Below are 19,553 nucleotides of genomic sequence, written 5' to 3'. Positions count from 1 at the left end.
TTTCCCTTTCCGGCGAGTCCGACTCTATCAGATCCTTTCGGGCCTGACTCCCAGTCAGCGGGGTTTGTCCTCCCGGCCGTTGGGCCGTTCCGACGCCCAAACTCTAGCGGATTCTCCCGGTGGCTCATAATCGGGCCTTCGAAATGAATTCCGGCATGCCGAAATTATCCCGAGTGGGAGGTGGCGCTGAAGTTTGGTTGCCGCGTCCGCGGCGGGATTATTGCCGCAGAACCGTTCCGGCCCCGTGACAACTCGAAGAACCTTACGGATCGGGCGGCACCGTGTCAACCCCGCCTCGTGACCGCCCTCAACCCTGTCCGAGGGCCCCGGCTCCGGGCTCTCAGCCCAGGTCGGTGAGGCGGCCGCCGGCGTCCGGCTGGGCGTGTTCCACCCGGCGCAGGAGGCGGACCAGGAGTTCGCCGAGGACTCCGCGCTCCTCGCCGGAGAGGTCCTGGAGAAGGTCCTCCTCGAAGTCGGTGGCCATGCGCATGGCCTCAAGCCATTTCGCGCGGCCCTCGTCGGTCAGCTCGACGATGACGCGGACCCGGTTGTTCTCGTCGCGGTCCCGGGTGACCAGGCCCTCGCCCGCCATCCGGTCGATGCGGTGGGTCATGGCGGCCGGGGTGAGGCCGAGCCGCTTCGCCAGTTCGCCGGGGCCGAGGCGGTAGGGGGCGCCCGACAGGACGAGGGTCTTGAGGACCTCCCACTCGGCGTTGCTGATGCCGAGGGCGGCGAGCTGCCTCCCGTACGCGACGTTCATCCGGCGGTTCAGCCGACCCAGTGCGGAGACGACCTGCTCGACCTGGGGGTCGAGGTCGCGGAACTCGCGCTGATAGGCGGCGATCTGTTCGTCGAGGCTCGGCTCGGCGGGACCGGGCTCCTCGGTGCTCTCGGACATGGCGGGCAGTATGGCACGCCCTCACCACCCTTGAAGTCCTTCATGCTGTAGTTTTCACCTTCTAAGTTTAGTGCTAAAGTCTTCGAGTCTGAGTTCGTTCGAGTCATTGAGGTAGGTGAGTGTGACCAGGGAGATGGGCGCAGCGCTGCGGCGGATCCAGCTGGGCAGCGCGCTGAGCGCGTTCGGGCTCGGGTTCACCGTTCCGTATCTGTACGTCTACGTGGCGCAGGTGCGGGATCTGGGTGCCGGTACGGCGGGAGTCGTGCTGGCGGTCTTCGCCATGGCAGCGCTGGCCGTCCTGCCGTTCACCGGGCGGGCCATCGACCGGCGGGGCCCCCTGCCCGTGCTGGTGGTGGCCTCCGGTCTCGCCGCCGTGGGCGCGGCGGCCCTGGGATACGCGAGCAGCGTGCCGGCCGCCGTGCTGTCGGCCGCGGTCCTCGGCGCGGGCACCGCTGTGATGCAGCCGGCCCTGGCCACGATGCTGGTCTGGTGCTCCAGCACCGCCACCCGTACGCGCGCCTTCGCCATGCAGTTCTTCCTGCAGAACCTGGGCCTCGGGCTCGGTGGGCTGGTGGGCGGTCAGCTGGTGGACGTGAGCCGCCCGGCCAGCTTCACCATCCTGTTCCTGATCGAGGCCGGGATGTTCGTCGTCCTCGGTGCCGTGGCGCTGACCGTGCGGATGCCGCGTACGGCCTCCCTGGGCGTGGCCCGTCCGGGTGACGGCGCCGCCGGGGGCGGGATGCGGGCGCTGCTCTCGCACCGGGCCATGGTCCAGCTGTGCGTGCTCGGGTTCGTGCTCTTCTTCGCCTGCTACGGGCAGTTCGAGTCCGGCCTCGCCGCGTACGGCACCGAGGCCGCCGGGATCCAGCCCTCGACGCTCGGCTTCGCACTGGCCGCCAACACCGCGGTCATCGTCGTCGCCCAGTTCGTCGTCCTGCGGCTCGTGGAGCGGCGGCGGCGCAGCCGGGTCATCGCGGCGGTCGGCCTCATCTGGGCCTTCGCCTGGATCGTGGCGGGGTACGCGGGCCTCGGGCACGGCAGTCAGGCCATGGCGACGGCCGCGTTCATCTCGACGTACGCGCTGTTCGGGCTGGGCGAGGCGATGCTGTCGCCGACCGTGGCGCCGCTGGTCGCGGATCTGGCTCCGGAGTCGATGGTCGGCCAGTACAACTCGGCGTTCGCCCTGTGCAAGCAGCTCGCGCTGGCGGTCGGTCCGGCGGTCGGCGGTCCGATGGGGGCCTCGCTGCACGGCCCGTACATCGTGACGTTCGTGCTGTTCTCGCTGGGCATCACCGTGCTCGCGCTGCGGCTGGGGCGTCGGCTCACCCCCGTACAGGATCAGCCGTCGTCGGCCGATGCGCGCTCGCGGGTGGTGGCCGTGTCGCTGTCCGGCGGTGGTGGGGCGGACGGCGCGGAGGCGGCCGACCGAGCCGTCCCGGTCGCCGCGTCCGCTGCTGCCGGGCGCTGAGCCCGGCCCCCCGGGGTCGTGGAAGCCCTGTCCCGTTTCAGCGGGGCAGGGCGAACTCGCACCAGACCGCCTTGCCGCCGCCCGGGGTGCGGCGGCTGCCCCATGAGGTGGCGATCGAGGCGATGATCTCGATGCCGCGTCCCACCTCGTCCGCCGGTTCGGCCTGGCGGCGGCGCGGGAGGTGGTCGTCGCCGTCGGTGACCTCGATGATCAGCCGCCGGTCCGTGCGGCGCAGCCCCAGGCGCATCGGCGGCGTGCCGTGCTGGAGCGAGTTGGCCACCAGCTCGCTCGTGGCGAGGACGCCGAGGTCGCGCAGCTCGGCCGGGAACCGCCAGGAGGTCAGGACCCCGGTGGCGAAGGCCCGGGCGCGCGGAGCTGCCTCGATGCCGCCGAGGAGGTCGAGTGCGGCGTTGTGGAACAGCTCCGCGTCGGTTCCCGTGCGGGCGGGGTGCTGGACGACCAGGACCGCGACGTCGTCGTCGTGCTCGGCGGTCACCCCGAGGGAGCGGATCAGGCGGTCGCAGACCACCTGGGGCGACCCCTTGGCGCCTGCGAGGGCGCGGGCGAGGGAGGCGACGCCCTCGTCGATGTCCTCGCTGCGGCGCTCGACCAGCCCGTCCGTGTAGAGGACGGCGGTGGAGCCGGGCGGCAGCGCGATCGTGCCCGACGTGTGGATCCAGCCGCCGGTGCCGAGCGGGGGCCCGGTGGGGTCGGCCGCGCGCTGGACCGTGCCGTCCTCGTCCCGGACGAGGATCGGGAGGTGACCGGCGGAGGCGTAGACGAGCTGTCCCTCGTTCGGGTCATGGACGGCGTAGACACAGGTGGCGATCTGGGTCGCGTCGATCTCGGAGGCGAGGACGTCCAGCAGCTGGATCACCTCGTGCGGCGGGAGGTCGAGCCGGGCGTAGGCGCGGACGGCGGTGCGGAGCTGGCCCATCACGGCGGCGGCCCGCACACCCCGGCCCATGACGTCACCGATCACCAGGGCGGTGCGGCCGGCGCCGAGGGTGATCACGTCGTACCAGTCGCCGCCGACGGCCGCGTCGGTGCCGCCGGGCTGGTAGGTGGCGGCGATGCGGAGGTCGTCGGGCTGCTCCAGCTCCTGGGGGAGGAGGGAGCGCTGGAGGGTGACGGCCGTCTCGCGGTGGCGGCGCTCGCTGGCGCGCAGGCGCTCGGCGGCCTCGGCGTGGTCGGTGACGTCGGCCGCGTAGACGAGGACACCGCCCTCGCCCCTTCCTTCGCCCTTGCCGTCCGTCCTGCCGCCCGCCTTGCCGTCCGCCGTGGGGCTTTGGTCGGCGGTGGCTCCCGTGCTGTCCCAGGGGGCCACGGGTGTGCAGGTCACCGTGTACGAGCTGCCCCCGGCGGTCCGGCGGGACTTGACCGTACGGGCGGTGCCGCTGCGCAGGACCTGGTCCAGCAGGGGCAGCACGCTCAGCTCGGCCAGCTCGGGCAGGATCTCGGCGGCGGGGGCGCCGCAGGAGCGGGGGCCGAAAGCGGTCTCGTACGCCTCGTTGACGTAGGCGACGCGGTGGTCCGGGCCGTGGAGCAGGGCTACGGCCACGGGGAGGCGGCCGAGGATCTCGCGGGCCGAGAGGTCGTCCAGGGCGGGGCCCGTGACGGCCTGCGCTGAGGCGGTGTCGGGGGTTACCGGAGGCATGCCGTCCGGCAGGGTGGCCGCATCCTGCGCCTGGGCGTACTCGGCCCGGGCGGCGGGAACGGGGCTGCGGTCGTCCCGCGCGGCGGCTCGACGCTGCGTTCCGGGAAGGCGGGCGCTCCAACGCGTGAAGTTCACGGAATTTCTGGCCTCGTGTGTCGGTTCGGTGCGTCGCTGGTGGTCACTGTCGGTCACTGCCGGCCGGGTCACTCTGTGCAGGTGTGAGCCCACCTATGGTCACACGTCCAGTGTGACCGACCGTACTGACAGTTGCCGTCCGGTCGCTGTCCGGGCGGGGTCCGAACGGCGTCCCGGTGGCGTACGAAGGGGGCCCGTCGACGTCCGGACGGCCTGTGCCGACGGTGAGGCCGTGGTCGGGCCGCTGGTCAGCGGGGGTCTCCGGGTGGCCGTCCGCCCGGCGGGTCCTCCGGCTGCCCGTCGCTGCCGGGGCGGGGCAGGGTGCCGGGGCGTCGAGGGCCCCCCGGGCCGCCTCCGGCCGCCAGTTCGAACTCGGCCCGGGGGTGTTCGAGCGAGCCGAGGGAGACGATCTCCCGTTTGAAGAGCCCGGCCAGGGTCCATTCGGCAAGGACGCGCGCCTTCCGGTTGAACGTGGGCACCCGGCTGAGGTGGTACGTGCGGTGCATCAGCCAGGCGGGGTAGCCCTTGAGCTTGCGACCGTAGACGTGGGCGACGCCCTTGTGGAGGCCCAGGGAGGCGACGGATCCGGCGTACGTGTGGCGGTACTCCGTGAGCGGGCGGCCGTCGAGGGTGGCGAGGATGTTGTCGGCGAGGACCTTGGCCTGGCGGACGGCGTGCTGGGCGTTGGGGGCGGTCTCCTTGCCCGGCTCGGTGGCGGTGAGGTCGGGTACGGCGGCGGCGTCGCCCGCGGCCCAGGCGTGCGGCATGCCCTCGACGGTGAGGGTGGCGGTGCAGCGGAGCCGGCCGCGTCCGGTGAGGGGCAGGTCGGTGGCGGCCAGGAGCGGTGCCGGTCTGACACCCGCGGTCCACACGAGCGTGCGGGTGGGGAAGCGGGAGCCGTCGCTCAGGACGGCCACCCGGTCCTCGCAGGTCTCCAGGCGGGTTTCGAGGCGTACGTCGACGCCGCGGCCGCGCAGCTCCCCGACGGCGTACCGGCCCATGGCCTCACCGACCTCGGGGAGGATGCGGTCGGAGGCCTCGACCAGGATCCAACGCAGGTCCGTGGGCTTGATGTTGTGGTAGTACCGCGCGGTGTAGCGGGCCATGTCCTCCAGTTCGGCGAGGGCCTCCACGCCCGCGTATCCGCCGCCGACGAAGACGAAGGTGAGCGCGGCGTCGCGGATCGCGGGGTCTCGGGTGGCGGAGGCGATGTCCATCTGTTCGATGACGTGGTTCCGCAGCCCGATGGCCTCCTCGACGGTCTTGAACCCGATGCCGAAGTCCGCGAGGCCGGGGACCGGCAGGGTGCGCGAGACCGATCCGGGGGCGATGACGATCTCGTCGTACCCGATCTCCAGGGCGCCGGTGCCGTCCTCCGCGGTGGCCAGGGTGGTGACGGTCGCGGTGCGCTTCGCGTGGTCGATGCGCCCGGCCTCACCGATGACGATCGTGCAGTGGTTCAGGACGCGGCGCAGCGGTACGACGACGTGGCGCGGCGAGATCGAGCCGGCGGCCGCCTCGGGGAGGAACGGCTGGTAGGTCATGTACGGCTCGGGCGTGACGACCACGATCTCGGCGTCCCCGCTCCTGAGTCTGCGCTTCAGCTTCCGTTGGAGGCGCAGCGCCGTGTACATCCCGACGTAGCCGCCGCCGACGACGAGAATGCGCACACCTGGCCGGGTGCCGGGGGCCGTCCCCCGGGAGTCTGGAGCCATCACCACCCCATGACGCAACGGAGTCAGTGGTTTGTCCACAGGCCCAGCAGATTGTGTGACCGCAGGGGCCCGCGGGACGGTCCGGTCCGGCCGGACGGGTGATCGGGAAGCTGTGCAGGTCAGGTGTAGTGCGGGGGAGGAACGGAGGGGTGCGGGCGGGGGATCGGCGCGCTTCTGCGCCGATCGGGGGGCCCACCATACGGAACTACCCCCTTCTGAATTGACGCGGGCTCAACTATGTTCGTAACCCGTCGGGAGTCGGGTGCGGATTTCGTTGTGCTCACTCACCGGCTGACACGGCGGGGAAGTCTCCGGGGGGAGACGTCATAACCGGGGGAAGTTATGCAGATTCAGGATTCGCATGGGCAGTCCGCGCGCACGCACACGTCCACGGACCACGGACGTCTGGGTTCCGTGGGGGCGCTCGGTGTCATGAGTTCGGCCGACGCGGTGCGTTCCGCGGCAGCGGTGAGCGCGGCGGCGATCGGAGCCGCCGCGACGGGGGCGGCTCCGGCCGCCACCGGTGGCGGGTCGGCGGCCGGTACGGCGGTGAACGGGCCGGCGACGAACGGTTCAGCGGCCGGTGGTCCGGCCGCGAGTGGCTCCGCGGCCGGTGGTTCCTCGGCGAGTGGGTCGGCGTCCTCCTCCGCCGCAGGCCTTCCGCGTTCGGCTCCGCTGCGCGTGGACGCGCAGCGCAATCTGGAGCATGTGCTGCGGGCCGCGCGTGAGGTCTTCGGCGAGCTGGGGTACGGCGCTCCGATGGAGGACGTGGCACGCCGCGCCCGGGTCGGGGTGGGCACCGTCTACCGGCGGTTCCCCAGCAAGGACGTGCTGGTGCGGCGGATAGCCGAGGAGGAGACCTCCCGGCTGACCGAGCAGGCGCGTACGGCTCTGGGGCAGGAGGAGGAGCCCTGGTCGGCGCTCTCCCGCTTCCTTCGGACCTCGGTGGCGTCGGGCGCCGGCAGGCTGCTGCCGCCGCAGGTGCTGCGCGTCGGGGTCGACGCGGAGGAGCCGGGCTCGGAGGTCTCGCCGGGTGCGGCGGCTCCGCCGGTGGTGGGTGACGCGGGCGACGAGGCCCGTGTTCCGCAGCAGCGGCAGGGCGTGGCCCCGGCGGAGTTCCGGGTCACCGGCCGGCGGACGGGCGCCGACGACGGGCTCGACGGCCTCGGTGAGGATTCGGGCGCGGCCGACCTGCTGGAGGTCGTGGGCCGACTGGTGGAGCGGGCGAGGGAGTCGGGTGAGCTGCGCGGTGACGTGACGGTGGCCGATGTGCTGCTGGTCATCGCCACCGCCGCCCCGTCCCTGCCGGACGCCGCCCAGCAGGCGGCGGCTTCGGCCCGGCTGCTGGACATCCTGCTGGAGGGGCTGCGGTCCCGGCCCGCGGTCTGACGACGTCCGTACGTCTGCCGCCTGCCGTCCCTGTCGGACACTCCCGTCGCCTTCCCGGCGGCGGAGGGCAGACGGCGGGCGGCGGGCGGCCGTCGACGGGCCGTGAGGGCGCGGCACCAACCGCCGTACCGTGCGGCACCCGCTCGACCACGTCCGCATGGACCCGCCCCCTCGGGGCCTCCGGCGCGGGGCGGGCGGAGCGAAGCGACGGGGATTCATTCCCTGAAAGAAGGCCCCTTAGCACTCGCATTCGAGAACACGCCCCGGATGAGTGGTTGGCGGGAGTGAGGGGCCAACGCGATTGAGCCATGTGGCAGTCTTGGCCGATATTCGGGTCCGAGGGTGTATACGGGGGCTTCCGCGATGAGCGGTAACGAGCAGCAGCAGGAGCCGCTCGACGAGATCGCAGCGGCGGGCGGGGGCACCAAGGCGGACGGGATGCCCCCCGGGCAGGTGCCTGCCCAGGCGGGACGCGGTCCGACGGGCGGCGAGTCCGAGGGCGGGACCGTGCTGCCCGGGCCGTGGCCCGACGCCACCGGGAGCGAGGCCTCCGGCGCGGGTGCCGGTGGCGGCGGCGAGGACATCGGCGCGTACGCGGTGCCGTCGCAGCGCGAGGGCCGTAGCGGGGCCCCCGATGTCGGGCTGTCCGACGCCCAGTTGATCGAGGGCATGCGCGAAGGGGACAGCCTCGCCTACGAGGAGCTGTTCCGGCGCCACTCGGGCGCGGTCCGGCGGTACGCCCGTACGTGCTGCCGGGACGGCCACACCGCCGACGACCTGACCGCCGAGGTGTTCGCGCGCACCCTCCAGGCCGTACGGGGCGGCAAGGGGCCTCAGGAGGCCGTCCGGGCCTACCTGATGACCGCCGTCCGCCATGTCGCCGCCGCCTGGACGAAGAGCGCCAGGCGGGAGCAGCTGGTCGACGACTTCGCGGTCTTCGCCGCGCAGGCCTCGCGCACCTCGGAGCTGTCGGACGACGACACCCTCGACCTCGCCGCCGATGTGCTGGCTATGCACGAGGCCGAGCAGTCGATGGCCATGGCGGCGTTCCGGAGCCTGCCGGAGCGCTGGCAGGCGGTGCTCTGGCACACCACGGTGGAGGAGGAGTCGCCCAGCGAGATCGCCCCGCTGTTCGGCCTCACCGCCAACGCCACCGCCGTTCTGGCCAGCCGGGCCCGCGAAGGGCTCAAGCAGGCGTATCTCCAGGCCCATGTGAGCCGGGCGCTCACCACCGGGGGCGACTGCGCGCAGTACGCGGACCGGCTCGGCGCCTACGCCCGGGGCGGGCTGCGGATGCGGGCGGAGCGCGGGCTGCGCAAGCATCTCGACGAGTGCGCGAAGTGCCGGGTGGCGGCGGGCGAGCTGGAGCATGTGAACGCCGGGATCCCGGCGCTGCTGCCGATCGCGGTCATCGGCTGGTTCGCCGCCGGATACTCGCTCAAGGCGGCCGGTGTCGTGGCAGGCGGGGCCGTGGGGGCCGCCGGGGCCGGTGCCGCCGCCGCGGCGACCGGCGGGGGCGCGTCCTCGGGTGCGGCCGCCGGTTCGGCGGCCGGCGGAAGCGCCGCGGGAGGGTCCTCCGCGGGCTCGGCCGGGGGCGCCGCCGTCTCCGAAGGGCTCGGCGCGCCGGCCAAGGCCGGGATCGCGGCCGCTGTCGCCGTGGCCGCCGCTGCCGGTCTGGTGTGGGCGCTCGTCGGTGACGACGCGCCGAAGCCGGAGCCCGAGCCGGTCGCCAAGCCTCCGGCGGTGGCGCCCGCCGACCCGTCGCCGGAGCCGCCCGCGCCCGAACCGGAGCCGCCGGCCGCCCCCGGTCCCGTACCGCCCGCGTCCCCCGGCCCGGAGCCGGAGCCCGACCCCGCGGAGCCGCAGCCGCCCGCACCCGAGGAGCCGGCCCCGAGCCCGCCACCGCGCGCCGAGCCCACGCCGACCCCCACCCCCTCCCCCGAGCCGCCGGAGCCCGCGCCCCCCGCGCCGAGCCCGCCACCGTCCCCGCAGCCCACGCCGAGCCCGAAGCCGCCACCACCCCCGCCCCCGCCGCCCGCCCCGACCGTCTACCAGGTCAGCGAGCTGCCGTACTCCCTGTTCGGCGATCACACCGAGCCGGAGGTGGTGATGGGGCAGAGCAGCTGGATCTGGCAGCGTTCGAACGTGGCGATCGACGGCACGCGGTACGCGCACGGGGTGACCGTGCACGGCCGGTCCTCCGTCACCGTCCAGCTGAACCGCTCCTGCACCCGCTACGACGCGATGGTCGGCGTGGACGACCTGTCGATGGGGCTCGGCGCGGTCCGCTTCTCCGTCTACGACGGAGACGGGGCGCGGTTGTGGCGCTCCCCCGTGCTGAAGGGCGGGGACTCCGCCGTTCCGGTGAGTGTGGGGATCGGCGGCCAGTCGTCGATCCGGCTCGTGGTGGAGCCGGAGGGGCCGCTCGGCGCGGTGGCCCTGGCCGACTGGGCGGAGTCCCGGATCAGCTGCGCCTGAACGTTCGCGGGGGCCGGTCCTGCGGGGTGGTGCTCACGGTCGGCGCGTGCGCTTGTCCGTCACGGCTGGAGGGTGCGCCGGGAGGGGACCACGCCGCCCGCCACCGCGCGTTGGCGGGGCGCGGCCGAGCCCGTCCAGCAGGTGCCCCGGCGGGCCAGCAGCCGCCGCAGCCACAGCTCGGTGGAGGCCAGCTCCGCCAGCCCGTCCAGCGGGAGCGGCTCCCCCTCCGACGCGGCGCGCAGGGCCTTGCGTACGACACGGGCCTCGACCAGTCCCGCGTCGGCCAGGAGCGGGGCGTCGAAGAGAGCCATCAGGTCGGGCAGCGCGGTGCGCAGGCCGGTGCGGGTGACGGCGGCCGAGGTGGCCTGCGAGGGAGTGCCCCAGCCGGGCGGCAGGTCGTGGATGCCCGCCCCGCCCAGGACCCGGCGCAGGATCGCGGCGCGGGCGCCCGGCTGGACGCGGAGCGATTCGGGGAGCGCGCGGGCGGCCCGGACGACCTGGTTGTCGAGGAAGGGGGCGTGCAGGCGCTGGCTGCGGATCTCGGCCGCCTGCTCCAGGATGCGGTGGTCGGCGGCGGCACGGGCGAGGGTGGCGCGGGCACGGGCCTCGCCCGGTCGCTGGACGGAGGCGGGCCGGACCGCCGCCTCCTGGAGGCGAACCGATACTTCGGCCAGCGCCTCGCCCGTCAGCCAGCGGGCCGCCGGGCCCGGGCGCGACCACGCGAGGGCGGCGAGCGAGGCGTCGGCGGGGGTGGCGAGGTCGGGCGCGTACCGGTTGGCGTCGGGGAGGAGTCCGGCGGCGGTCTCCAGGCCGGTGCGGTACGACGTACGGGCCAGTCGGCGCGCGGCCCGGTAGACCGTCAGCGGGACGAACAGCGAGTGCGCGGTGGGGCCTTCGGCCTTGGTGAGGGCGGCGACCGGGCGTAGGAGGTGGCGTCGGCGCCGGTCCATCAGGAGGTCCGCGAGGCGGGCCGGGTGGGCGTCCAGGACCTGCCGGGCGCCGTGCCCCACCAGATGGTCGGCGCTGCCCGCGGCGAGGCGGCGGCGGTGGCGCTCGGCGACGACGAGCGAGGGGCCGGGTTCGTCGGTGAGCGGTCCGGTGCCCAACGAGGCGTAGGGCAGGGCCTCTTCGCCCGCCGCGACGACGACGTGGTGCAGGCGCGGGTTGGCGGCGATGGCGCGGGCGCGCTCCAGCTCGTCCTCGTGGCCGCGGGTGGTGAGGTCGTTGAAGGTGACCGCGAGCAGCCGCTCCCCCGCCCCGGTGCCGTGGCCGAGGAGGGTGCCGGGCAGCCCGGGCAGCCCGGCGGCGAGCAGGGCGAGAGTGGCGGAGGCGCTGCCTCCCGAGAGGTCGGCGCCGATGCCCGCCACCGGGGCGCCCCGGGCCGCGCGCCGGTCGGCCGGGCCCATGCCGGGAACCGGTCCCGGGTCCTGCGGCAGGGTTTCGGGGGCGTGTCGGGGGGCGGTGAGCCGGGCGCGTACGGCTTCGACGAGCGCGTCCCGTACGCCCTCCACCGCGTGCACCGGGTCGACCTGGGGCGCGGCGACGGCGAGGGAGGCGACGGCCTCGTACCCGGTGATCTCCCGCGAGCCCTCCCGCAGGATGAGCGCGTGGCCCGGCGGGACCCGCTTCACGCCGGCGTACGGGGTGCCGTCGCCGAGCGCCTCCGGTGTCTCCGGGCAGGCGAGCAGGGCGGCGAGGTGGCCGATGTCGAGCTGGGCCTCGATGAGGTCGGCCAGAGGGAGGGCCGCGGTGGCGTAGGCGGTACCGCCCGCCCAGGGGGTGTGGAAGACGGGCCGGGCGCCGGCCAGGTCGCCCACGATGGTGATGCGGCGGCCGATCTGGACGACGGCGGTGTAGCTGCCCGGCCAGGCGGTGAGGTGGCGCATCGCCCCGCCGCGCGCGGCGAGCAGCCCGACGCGCAGCTGCTCGTCGGTGGCCCCGCAGCAGCCGAGGACGGCGAGGCGGGTGGTGGGGGCGCCTTCGGGGGTGGCGACGCCGACGGTCCGGATCTCGTCGGGGCGCCAGTCACCGACCGCCCAGAGCGGATCGGGGTCGCCCCACAGGAGTTGGGAGCCCACCGGGTGGACCGTGCGCCCCTCACCGCTGTTGCCGACCGCCCCGACGGTGCCGAAGCTCGCGGCGATACTGCTCCATCCCACCAACCAACGCATCGCCGCCTCCACAGGCTGTGGACAAGCGGCGCACTGTGCTGGTCGCATCGCCGCTGCGGGACATGCTGCCACGACAGGGCCGCAGGAGAGGGGGTACGGACAGCGCACGCCGGATGAGCATGCGCCCCTGGCAAGGGCCGGGGACCGCACCCCTCGCCGCCTTCACCGCGTCGCCGGCAACGGAAGTGCCGGTTCCGGGAGTTCGGGACACCCGGGCACCCGGTGGCCGCGCGCCTCGCCGTACCGGCCGGGGAAACCGGAGAGGGCGTCACCGCCCCAGGGAGAGCGGGCGAAATCCGGCCATAGCCGGACCGTTGGCCAGACCGTCACCGGACAGTCGTGATTCAGCCATTCTCATGAGGCTCCGCCGCCCGCGCACACCCGTCCGCGCCCCCCGCGGCGGGCCCCCACGCACAGTCCGGGAGGTGGGCCTCACCTCCCGGACCGGTCCGCCGCCCGCGGGGAATGGAGCGGCGGTATCCCCCAGCCCACTGAGTCCAGTGCAGCGGGCCGACCCACGCGGTACCCAGCCAAGCCCCTCCCCCGCGGGCCGGGCCAGAGCGCACGGCCGGGCGCACGGCCACATGCCAGGAGCACGCCGCCGCCCGGCCCGCGCACCCCCGGAGCGCGGTCCCGGCGGCCCGCACGGACAACAATCCCGCCATACGGACGTCTGCCCCTTAACGGTAGGGATGGGGAGAACTACGCTGTGTTTACTGGTGTTCTCGACAGGGGGGCATATTCCTCGGGGCTCGGCCATATGCGTGTGCAGGCGGAGTACGAGGGTTCGAACCTGGGGAGGCATCGGTACGAATGCCGCGCGCCGTCCTCGGTGACGCGGCGGCTGTCTGTGTGTCGAGGGGTGGCGCATGTCCAGGGAGCAACGCGGGCCGAACGAGAAGCTCGGCACGGTTCTCGCCCTCGCGGGAATCAGTAACGCCGGGCTCGCCCGGCGGGTCAACGACCTCGGAGCACAGCGCGGTCTGACACTTCGCTACGACAAGACCTCGGTGGCCCGGTGGGTCGCCAAGGGGATGGTGCCGCAGGGCGCGGCACCCCATCTGATCGCGGCGGCGATCGGGGCCAAGCTCGGCCGGCCCGTCCCGCTGCACGAGATCGGGCTCGCCGACGCGGACCCAGCGCCGGAGGTCGGCCTCGCCTTCCCCCGGGACGTGGGCGAGGCGGTGAGGTCGGCGACCGAGCTGTACCGGCTGGACCTGGCCGGGCGCAGGGGCGGCGGCGGGATCTGGCAGTCGCTGGCCGGTTCGTTCGCGGTGAGCGCCTATGCGACCCCCGCGTCCCGCTGGCTGATAACCCCCGCCGATCCGTCGGTCGCCCGCGACCCGACGGCGGCACGGACGGCGGTCCTCGGCGGCCGGGGCGGCGGCCAGGACTCCCCCGGCGGACCCGGCCCGCGCGGGCCGCGGGCCGCGCCGGACGGCCGCGGCGCGCACACCCTGCACCCACCCGGGGGCGCGCAGAACGGCTCCGGCTCGGTGCCCGTGCAGCCGGGCCCGGAGTCCGTCGCGGACGCCTCGCCGCTGCGGGTCGGCCACAGCGATGTGATGAAGCTGCGCGAGGCGGCCCAGGACGCCCGCCGCTGGGACTCCAAGTACGGGGGCGGTGACTGGCGTTCCTCCATGGTCCCGGAGTGCTTACGGGTCGACGCGGCGCCCCTGCTGCTGGGGTCGTACACCGACGAGGTGGGCCGGGCGCTGTTCGGCGCGGCGGCGGAGCTGACCCGGCTGGCTGGGTGGATGGCGTTCGACACCGGCCAGCAGGAGGCCGCCCAGCGCTACTACATCCAGGCCCTGCGGCTGGCCCGCGCCGCCGCCGACGTACCCCTCGGCGGCTATGTGCTCGCCTCCATGTCCCTCCAGGCAACCTACCGGGGCTTCGCCGACGAGGGCGTCGACCTGGCCCAGGCCGCCGTCGAGCGCAACCGAGGTCTCGCGACCGCCCGCACCATGAGCTTCTTCCGGCTGGTGGAGGCGCGCGCCCACGCCAAGGCGGGTGACGCGCCCGCGGCGGGGGCCGCGCTCAAGGGGGCCGAGGGCTGGCTGGAGCGGTCCCGCGCGGGCGACGCGGACCCGTCCTGGCTCGGCTTCTACAGCTACGACCGGTTCGCCGCCGACGCCGCCGAGTGCTACCGCGACCTGAAGGCCCCGCGCCAGGTCCGCCGCTTCACCGAACAGGCCCTCTCCCGGCCCACCGAGGAGTTCGTCCGCAGCCACGGGCTCCGGCTCGTGGTCTCCGCCGTCGCCGAGCTGGAGTCGGGGAACCTGGACGCGGCCTGCGCGGCGGGCACCCGGGCGGTGGAGGTGGCCGGCCGGATCTCCTCGGCGCGCACGACGGAGTACGTGCGCGACCTGCTGCACCGGCTGGAACCGTACGGGGACGAGCCCCGGGTGGCCGAGCTGCGGGAGCGGGCGCGGCCACTGCTGGTGACACAGGTCTGAGGGGGCGAGGTCTCCTCGGTCCCGGAGCGGAGGGGATTCCGGGGCCGAGGCCGGAGCCGGTGCTCCCGACCCGGGGCTCGGGCGTTCCCGTACGGAACGGGCGGCGGGTGGCTCGCGGCGCCCGCCTCACACGCCCTCCTGCCCCCGTCGGCCGCCGTGTGCGCCACGCCCTGCCCGGATCGGGTTTGAGCCCGTTGTCAGTGGGTCAGTGCACTATCGGGGTGGGAGGTGGCGTGATGATGACGCACGCGGCGTACGACTGCGACGTGCTGGTGATCGGCGGCGGGATCGTCGGTCTGTCGACCGCGTACGCCCTCCAGAGGGCCGCTCCGGGCACCCGGGTGACGGTCCTGGAGAAGGAGCACGGCCCCGCCCGCCACCAGACCGGCCGCAACAGCGGAGTGGTCCACAGCGGGATCTACTACCGCCCCGGCTCCCTCAAGGCGCGGTACGCGCTGCGCGGCTCCGCCGAGCTGGCCGACTTCTGCGCCGCGCACTCCATCGCCCACGCCACCACCGGCAAGCTGATCGTCGCCACCGAGCGCTCCGAGCTGCCCCGGCTGCACAGCCTGGTCCAGCGCGGCCGTGAGCACGGACTGCCCGTGCGGGAGCTGGGCCCGGCGCAGATCGCGGAGTACGAGCCCGAGGTCCGGGGCATCGCGGCGATCCGGGTCGCCACGACAGGCGTCTGCGACTTCACGGCCGTCGCCTCACGCCTCGCGAGCGAGGTCACGGCGGCCGGCGGCGTCGTGCGGTTCGGGGCGGAGGTCGTCGCGGTGGACCGGCGCCCCTGGGGCGTGGCGGTGCGGACGGCGGAGGGGCTGGTGGTCCGCGCCCGGACCCTGGTCAATTGCGCGGGGCTGCACTGCGACCGGGTGGCCCGGCTCGCGGGCGACGACCCGGGGGTGCGGATCGTGCCGTTCCGCGGGGAGTACTACGAGCTGGCCCGCCCGGAGCTGGTCCGCGGCCTGGTCTACCCGGTGCCGGACCCGGCCTTCCCCTTCCTCGGCGTCCACCTGACCCGGGGCTTCGACGGCTCCGTCCACGTCGGGCCGAACGCGGTCCCCGCGCTGGCCCGCGAGGGGTACGGCTGGCCGGTGGTGCGCCCCGGCGACCTGCTGTCCGCACTGAGCTGGCCGGGCACCTGGAGCATCGCCCGCAGACACTGGCGGTACGGGGCGGGCGAGGTGCGCCGATCGCTCTCGAAGTCCGCCTTCACCCGGGCCGTCCAGCGCCTGCTGCCCGAGGTGCGGGAGGAGGACCTGCGCCCGTCGCCCTCGGGCGTCCGGGCCCAGGCGGTGCTGAAGGACGGCACGCTGGTCGACGACTTCCTGATCCGCGAGGCCCCGCACACCGTGCATGTGCTCAACGCGCCGTCGCCCGCCGCGACGGCCTCTCTGCCGATCGGGCGCGAGGTGGCGCGGCGGGCACTGCGCCGGGCTCAGGAGACGGGGTGGAGGCCGCCCGCCGTAGAATCGGGGCATTGTGTCTGAGCAGCCCCTGAACCCCACCACCGCGCCGGCCCCCCACTCCGGGGCGACGGCCGACGAGGCCCCGCCGACCGAGGCGCCCGGTACCGGCTCCGTGGCCGAGGCGCCCACGGCAGATGCCTCCGCGGTCCGCGCCTCGGCGACCGGCTCGACCGCCGCCGACGTCCCGGCCGACGAGGCCGCCACGCTGCGGGCCGCCTCCTTCGAGCGCGCACGTCGACTGCGCCAGGAGCCCCGCTTCCCGGGCGGCCCCGCCGCCGACCCGGCCGGCTCGCACCACGAGCGCCGGATCCGCAGCTTCCAGCCGCGCCGCAGCCGGGTCACCACCGGCCAGCAGGAGGCCCTGGAGCGGCTGTGGCCCCGGTGGGGCCTGGACATCGACGGCCGGCGCGTCCTCGATCTGGACCAGCTCTTCGACGGCCTGCCGGTCGTCCTGGAGATCGGATTCGGTATGGGCGAGGCCACCGCGCAGATGGCGGCCGACGACCCGGGCACCGGCATCCTCGCCGTCGACGTCCACACCCCCGGCCAGGGCAACCTGCTGGGCCTCGCGGACAAGGCGGGCTCGACCAACGTCCGGGTGGCCAACGGCGACGCGGTGATCCTGCTCCGCGAGATGCTGGCCCCCGCGTCGCTCGACGGCCTGCGGGTCTACTTCCCCGACCCGTGGCCCAAGGCCCGCCACCACAAGCGGCGGCTGATCCAGCCCGAGTTCCTGGACCTGGTGGCCCCGGTGCTCAAGCCCGGCGCGATCGTGCACTGCGCGACCGACTGGGAGCCGTACGCGGAGCAGATGCTGGAGGTGCTGACCGCGCACCCCTGCTTCGAGAACACGGCGGCCGACGGCGGGTACGCGCCCCGTCCGGCGTTCCGGCCGCTGACCCGCTTCGAGGGCCAGGGCCTGGACAAGGGCCACGTGGTCCAGGACCTGCTCTTCGCCCGCGTCTGACCCGCCGCGCACGCTCCGGCGCACCGCCCGGAGTGCGGCGTGTCGTGGCCGAACGGCGAACTTCCTGGCCGGATGCACGGTCGCCGGTTGTCCGTGGTCCTCGTTAGGGTCAAGGAGTGTCCGACGGTTCCGTGCAGTACCAGCAGCGGCAGCCGGCGGTCCCGGTCCTCCACGACGAGCAGCGGCTCGACGAGGTGCTGGGCGCCGTGCCGGAGCGCGGCCGGTGGACGTACCGGCCGCGCCGCGTCGGCATGGTGTGGCGCAGCAAGGTGTTCCGCGCCGGGGCCGTGATCGTGGTGCTGGCGCTCTGCTGGCTGGTGATCCTGGCCCTCGTCCACGAGGAGACCGGCCCGGAGGGGTTCCTCGTCGGCCTCGGCCTGGCGGTGCTGCCAGTGCCGCTTCTGATGGCCGCCTTCCGCTGGTTGGACCGGGTCGAGCCGACCCCCTGGCGCAACCTGCTCTTCTCCTTCGCCTGGGGCGCGTGCGCGGCGGCGCTCATCTCGATCATCGCCAACTCGTTCGCGGTGCGCTGGATAGCCACCGCCACCGCCGACCCGTCGAGCGCCGACGCCTGGGGGGCGACGGTGATCGCGCCGGTGGTGGAGGAGAGCGCCAAGGCCGTCTCCGTACTCCTGATCCTCATCTTCCGGCGGCGGGAGTTCCGGGGTGTGGTCGACGGGATCGTGGTCGCCGGCTTCGCCGGTACGGGCTTCGCCTTCACCGAGAACATCCTCTATCTGGGCAACGCCTTCGGCGAGGACCAGCAGCTGGGCAGCTCGGGCCTGGCCTCGATGACCGCGGGGACGTTCTTCGTGCGGATCGTGCTGTCGCCGTTCGCGCACCCGCTGTTCACGGTCCTCACCGGCCTCGGCTTCGGCTTCGCGGTCATCACCGCCCGCCACCGCCGGGTCCGCCGGACCGCCCTCCCGCTGCTCGGCCTGCTCGCCGCGATGGGCCTGCACGCCCTGTGGAACGGTTCGGCGGTCTTCGGCGGGCTCGGCTTCTACGCGGTGTACGCGCTCGTGATGGTCCCGCTCTTCGGGCTGCTGACCTGGCTGGCCGTCTGGTGGCGCCGACGCGAACTGCGGACGCTCGCCGCCGAGCTGCCCGCGTACGCCGCGGCCGGCTGGCTGACCCCGGCCGAGCCCCTGGCGCTCTCCTCGATGCGGACCCGGGGCATGGCCCGCGACCTGGCCCGCCACTGGCACGGCCGACAGGACCGGTCCCGGGGCCGGTCAGCGGCCCGGGCGGTCGCCGAGTACGAGTCGTTCGCGACGACCCTGGCCGGGCTGCGCCGACGCGCCCGCCATGACGCGGTGGGCCCGGACTTCGCCTCCCGGGAGCGGGAGTTGCTGCACCACCTCTGGCAGCGCCGGGACATCGCGGCCCCGGCCCTCACCCACGCGGCCCGCATGACCGGCAGCGCCCCGCGCCCGTACCCGTACCGGCAGCCGACACCGTACGGCCAGGGCTACGGGTACGGCTACGCCCCCACCCGGCACCAGGGCTACGGCTACGGCACCCCCCGGGGCCACGGGGACGCCCACGGCCATGCGACCGGCCACGGCCCCTACGGCTACGGCCGAGCCCCCGGCCGGACCGGCAGTCCTGACGTCGGGGGGTGAGCGTCAGGGCTGCCGGGGCTTCGGGGGTGGTGCGACGACGAACGACGCACCGGGGTCTCAGACCGTGAGGCCCTTGCTGTTCAGCCAGGCGATCGGGTCCATGGCCGAGCCGCCGGGGGTGCGGACCTCCAGGTGGAGGTGGACGCCGGTCACGTTGCCGGTGGCGCCCATGCGGCCGATGGTGTCGCCGGTGCTGACCTTCTGGCCGACCGAGACGTCGATCGAGGACTGGTGGGCGTACCAGATCTCGGTGCCGTCCTCCAGCTGCAGGACCGTGCGGTAGCCGTACGAACCGGACCAGCCCGCCGACGTGATCGTGCCGCTGTGCACGGCCTTGAGCGGCGAACCGGCCGCCCCGGCGAAGTCCGTGCCGGTGTGCTGGCCGGAGGACCACATGGCGCCGGACTGGCCGTAGGTCGAGGTGATCGTGTACCCGGAGGCGGGCAGGGTGTAGCTGGCGCGGAGCTTGGCGAGACGCTCCTCCTCGGCCTTCTTGGCCGCCGCTTCCTCCGCCGCCTTCTTCTCGGCGGCGGCCTTGGCCCTGGCCTTGGCCTCCGCCTCGTCCTGCTGCTTCTTCGCTTCGGCGGCGGCCTTCTCGGCCGCGGCCCGCTCCTCGGCGGCCTTGGCCTCGGCGTCGGCGGCGGCCTGCTGCTGCTCGGCCTGCTGGAGGATCCGGGCGCGCAGGGCCTCGCCCGCGCCGGTGGTGCCCTCCTCGGCCTCGGCGGTCGTGATGCCGGCCGTGGTGAGCGGGGCGGCGGTGACCGGTGCGGCCTCGGCCTCGGCCTCGTCGGACATGAAGGCCCCGACGCCGGGAAGGGACTTGGCGTCGGGGAGGTTGTCCGCGATGGAATCGGGAAGGGAGATGGAGACGGGCGGCTTGCTCTGGGCGGTGGCCATACCACCCGCGCCGACTGCCGCTATGACGCCGACCCCGAGGACGGTGGAGCTACGGGCGAGCCCTCGCTGCTTGGCCACGCGGTGCTTGCCGCGCACGGGACGGACGGACTCCGCGGTGGGGTTCCACTCCTCCCACGTCCGCTCCGGGCCGCCGAAGGCGTCGGCGCTCAGGGATGACGGGGCCTCAGGGGCAGGCTGGTTGGACGCCACGTGGGCGCACTC

Annotated in this window: 12 protein-coding genes; 7 read left to right on the top strand and 5 right to left on the bottom strand. The window is 74.5% G+C overall.

All coding sequences use genetic code 11. The features are described from left to right. Positions 1–340: 340 nt before the first annotated feature. The gene (locus tag AC0682_RS17705) at positions 341–898 is read right to left on the bottom strand and encodes a MarR family winged helix-turn-helix transcriptional regulator (protein ID WP_478533748.1); all 558 of its coding nucleotides are present in this window, start codon (positions 896–898) and stop codon (positions 341–343) included. Positions 899–1,031: 133 nt separating this feature from the next. Here AC0682_RS17705 and AC0682_RS17700 point away from each other — a divergent pair, with 133 nt between their 5' ends. Then, positions 1,032–2,366: an MFS transporter gene (locus AC0682_RS17700; protein WP_478533765.1), complete on the top strand. Its 1,335-nt coding sequence runs from the start codon at positions 1,032–1,034 to the stop codon at positions 2,364–2,366. 37 nt (positions 2,367–2,403) lie between these two features. Here AC0682_RS17700 and AC0682_RS17695 read toward each other — a convergent pair whose 3' ends face one another. Both AC0682_RS17695 and AC0682_RS17690 read right to left on the bottom strand, forming a co-directional pair. Then, positions 2,404–4,158: an ATP-binding SpoIIE family protein phosphatase gene (locus AC0682_RS17695; RefSeq protein WP_478533747.1), complete on the bottom strand. Its 1,755-nt coding sequence runs from the start codon at positions 4,156–4,158 to the stop codon at positions 2,404–2,406. Positions 4,159–4,406: 248 nt separating this feature from the next. Then, positions 4,407–5,873: an NAD(P)/FAD-dependent oxidoreductase gene (locus tag AC0682_RS17690; RefSeq protein WP_478533745.1), complete on the bottom strand. Its 1,467-nt coding sequence runs from the start codon at positions 5,871–5,873 to the stop codon at positions 4,407–4,409. Positions 5,874–6,287: 414 nt separating this feature from the next. Here AC0682_RS17690 and AC0682_RS17685 point away from each other — a divergent pair, with 414 nt between their 5' ends. Both AC0682_RS17685 and AC0682_RS17680 read left to right on the top strand, forming a co-directional pair. After that, positions 6,288–7,262 carry a TetR/AcrR family transcriptional regulator gene (locus AC0682_RS17685; protein WP_478533744.1) on the top strand — a complete coding sequence of 325 codons (975 nt, stop codon included), beginning with the start codon at positions 6,288–6,290 and terminating at the stop codon, positions 7,260–7,262. Positions 7,263–7,625: 363 nt separating this feature from the next. Further along, positions 7,626–9,740, top strand: coding sequence for a sigma-70 family RNA polymerase sigma factor (locus AC0682_RS17680; protein ID WP_478533742.1), 2,115 nt, complete (start codon positions 7,626–7,628; stop codon positions 9,738–9,740). A gap of 59 nt (positions 9,741–9,799) precedes the next feature. On the opposite strand, the gene AC0682_RS17675 is transcribed toward AC0682_RS17680, so the two are convergent. Then, entirely contained in the window at positions 9,800–11,911 is a 2,112-nt protein-coding gene (locus AC0682_RS17675; protein WP_478533740.1) for an asparagine synthase-related protein, read from the bottom strand. A gap of 869 nt (positions 11,912–12,780) precedes the next feature. Between AC0682_RS17675 and AC0682_RS17670 the strand changes: the two genes are divergently transcribed. From AC0682_RS17670 to AC0682_RS17655, 4 genes are all read left to right on the top strand, one after another. After that, entirely contained in the window at positions 12,781–14,370 is a 1,590-nt protein-coding gene (locus tag AC0682_RS17670) for an NsdA family TPR-like regulatory protein (protein WP_254812055.1), read from the top strand. A gap of 236 nt (positions 14,371–14,606) precedes the next feature. Further along, on the top strand, positions 14,607–15,863 hold the full coding sequence (gene lhgO, locus AC0682_RS17665; RefSeq protein ID WP_254812056.1) for an L-2-hydroxyglutarate oxidase: 1,257 nt from the start codon (positions 14,607–14,609) through the stop codon (positions 15,861–15,863). Continuing rightward, complete coding sequence (gene trmB, locus AC0682_RS17660; protein WP_254812057.1) at positions 15,856–16,809, top strand: tRNA (guanosine(46)-N7)-methyltransferase TrmB; 954 nt, start codon at positions 15,856–15,858, stop codon at positions 16,807–16,809. Before lhgO ends, trmB begins: the two co-directional genes overlap by 8 nt. A 116-nt stretch (positions 16,810–16,925) precedes the next feature. Further along, the gene (locus tag AC0682_RS17655) at positions 16,926–18,434 is read left to right on the top strand and encodes a PrsW family intramembrane metalloprotease (RefSeq protein ID WP_478533739.1); all 1,509 of its coding nucleotides are present in this window, start codon (positions 16,926–16,928) and stop codon (positions 18,432–18,434) included. Positions 18,435–18,491: 57 nt separating this feature from the next. Here the strand turns inward: AC0682_RS17655 and AC0682_RS17650 are convergent, their stop codons facing one another. Then, the gene (locus tag AC0682_RS17650; protein ID WP_478533738.1) at positions 18,492–19,541 is read right to left on the bottom strand and encodes a M23 family metallopeptidase; all 1,050 of its coding nucleotides are present in this window, start codon (positions 19,539–19,541) and stop codon (positions 18,492–18,494) included. Positions 19,542–19,553: the final 12 nt, after the last annotated feature.

Source organism: Streptomyces sp. NPDC043746 (genome assembly GCF_056436485.1).
The sequence above is the reverse complement of the archived record's forward strand: the minus strand, read 5'-3'. Positions and strand labels throughout refer to the sequence as shown.

Bases quoted from the DNA above. Each gene is read 5' to 3' on its own strand.
- AC0682_RS17700 (WP_478533765.1), top strand. From the start codon at position 1,032: ATGGGCGCAGCGCTGCGGCGGATCCAGCTGGGCAGCGCGCTGAGCGCG.
- AC0682_RS17675 (WP_478533740.1), bottom strand. From the start codon at position 11,911: ATGCGTTGGTTGGTGGGATGGAGCAGTATCGCCGCGAGCTTCGGCACC.
- AC0682_RS17680 (WP_478533742.1), top strand. From the start codon at position 7,626: ATGAGCGGTAACGAGCAGCAGCAGGAGCCGCTCGACGAGATCGCAGCG.
- AC0682_RS17705 (WP_478533748.1), bottom strand. From the start codon at position 898: ATGTCCGAGAGCACCGAGGAGCCCGGTCCCGCCGAGCCGAGCCTCGAC.
- lhgO (WP_254812056.1), top strand. From the start codon at position 14,607: ATGATGACGCACGCGGCGTACGACTGCGACGTGCTGGTGATCGGCGGC.
- AC0682_RS17690 (WP_478533745.1), bottom strand. From the start codon at position 5,873: ATGGCTCCAGACTCCCGGGGGACGGCCCCCGGCACCCGGCCAGGTGTG.
- AC0682_RS17670 (WP_254812055.1), top strand. From the start codon at position 12,781: ATGTCCAGGGAGCAACGCGGGCCGAACGAGAAGCTCGGCACGGTTCTC.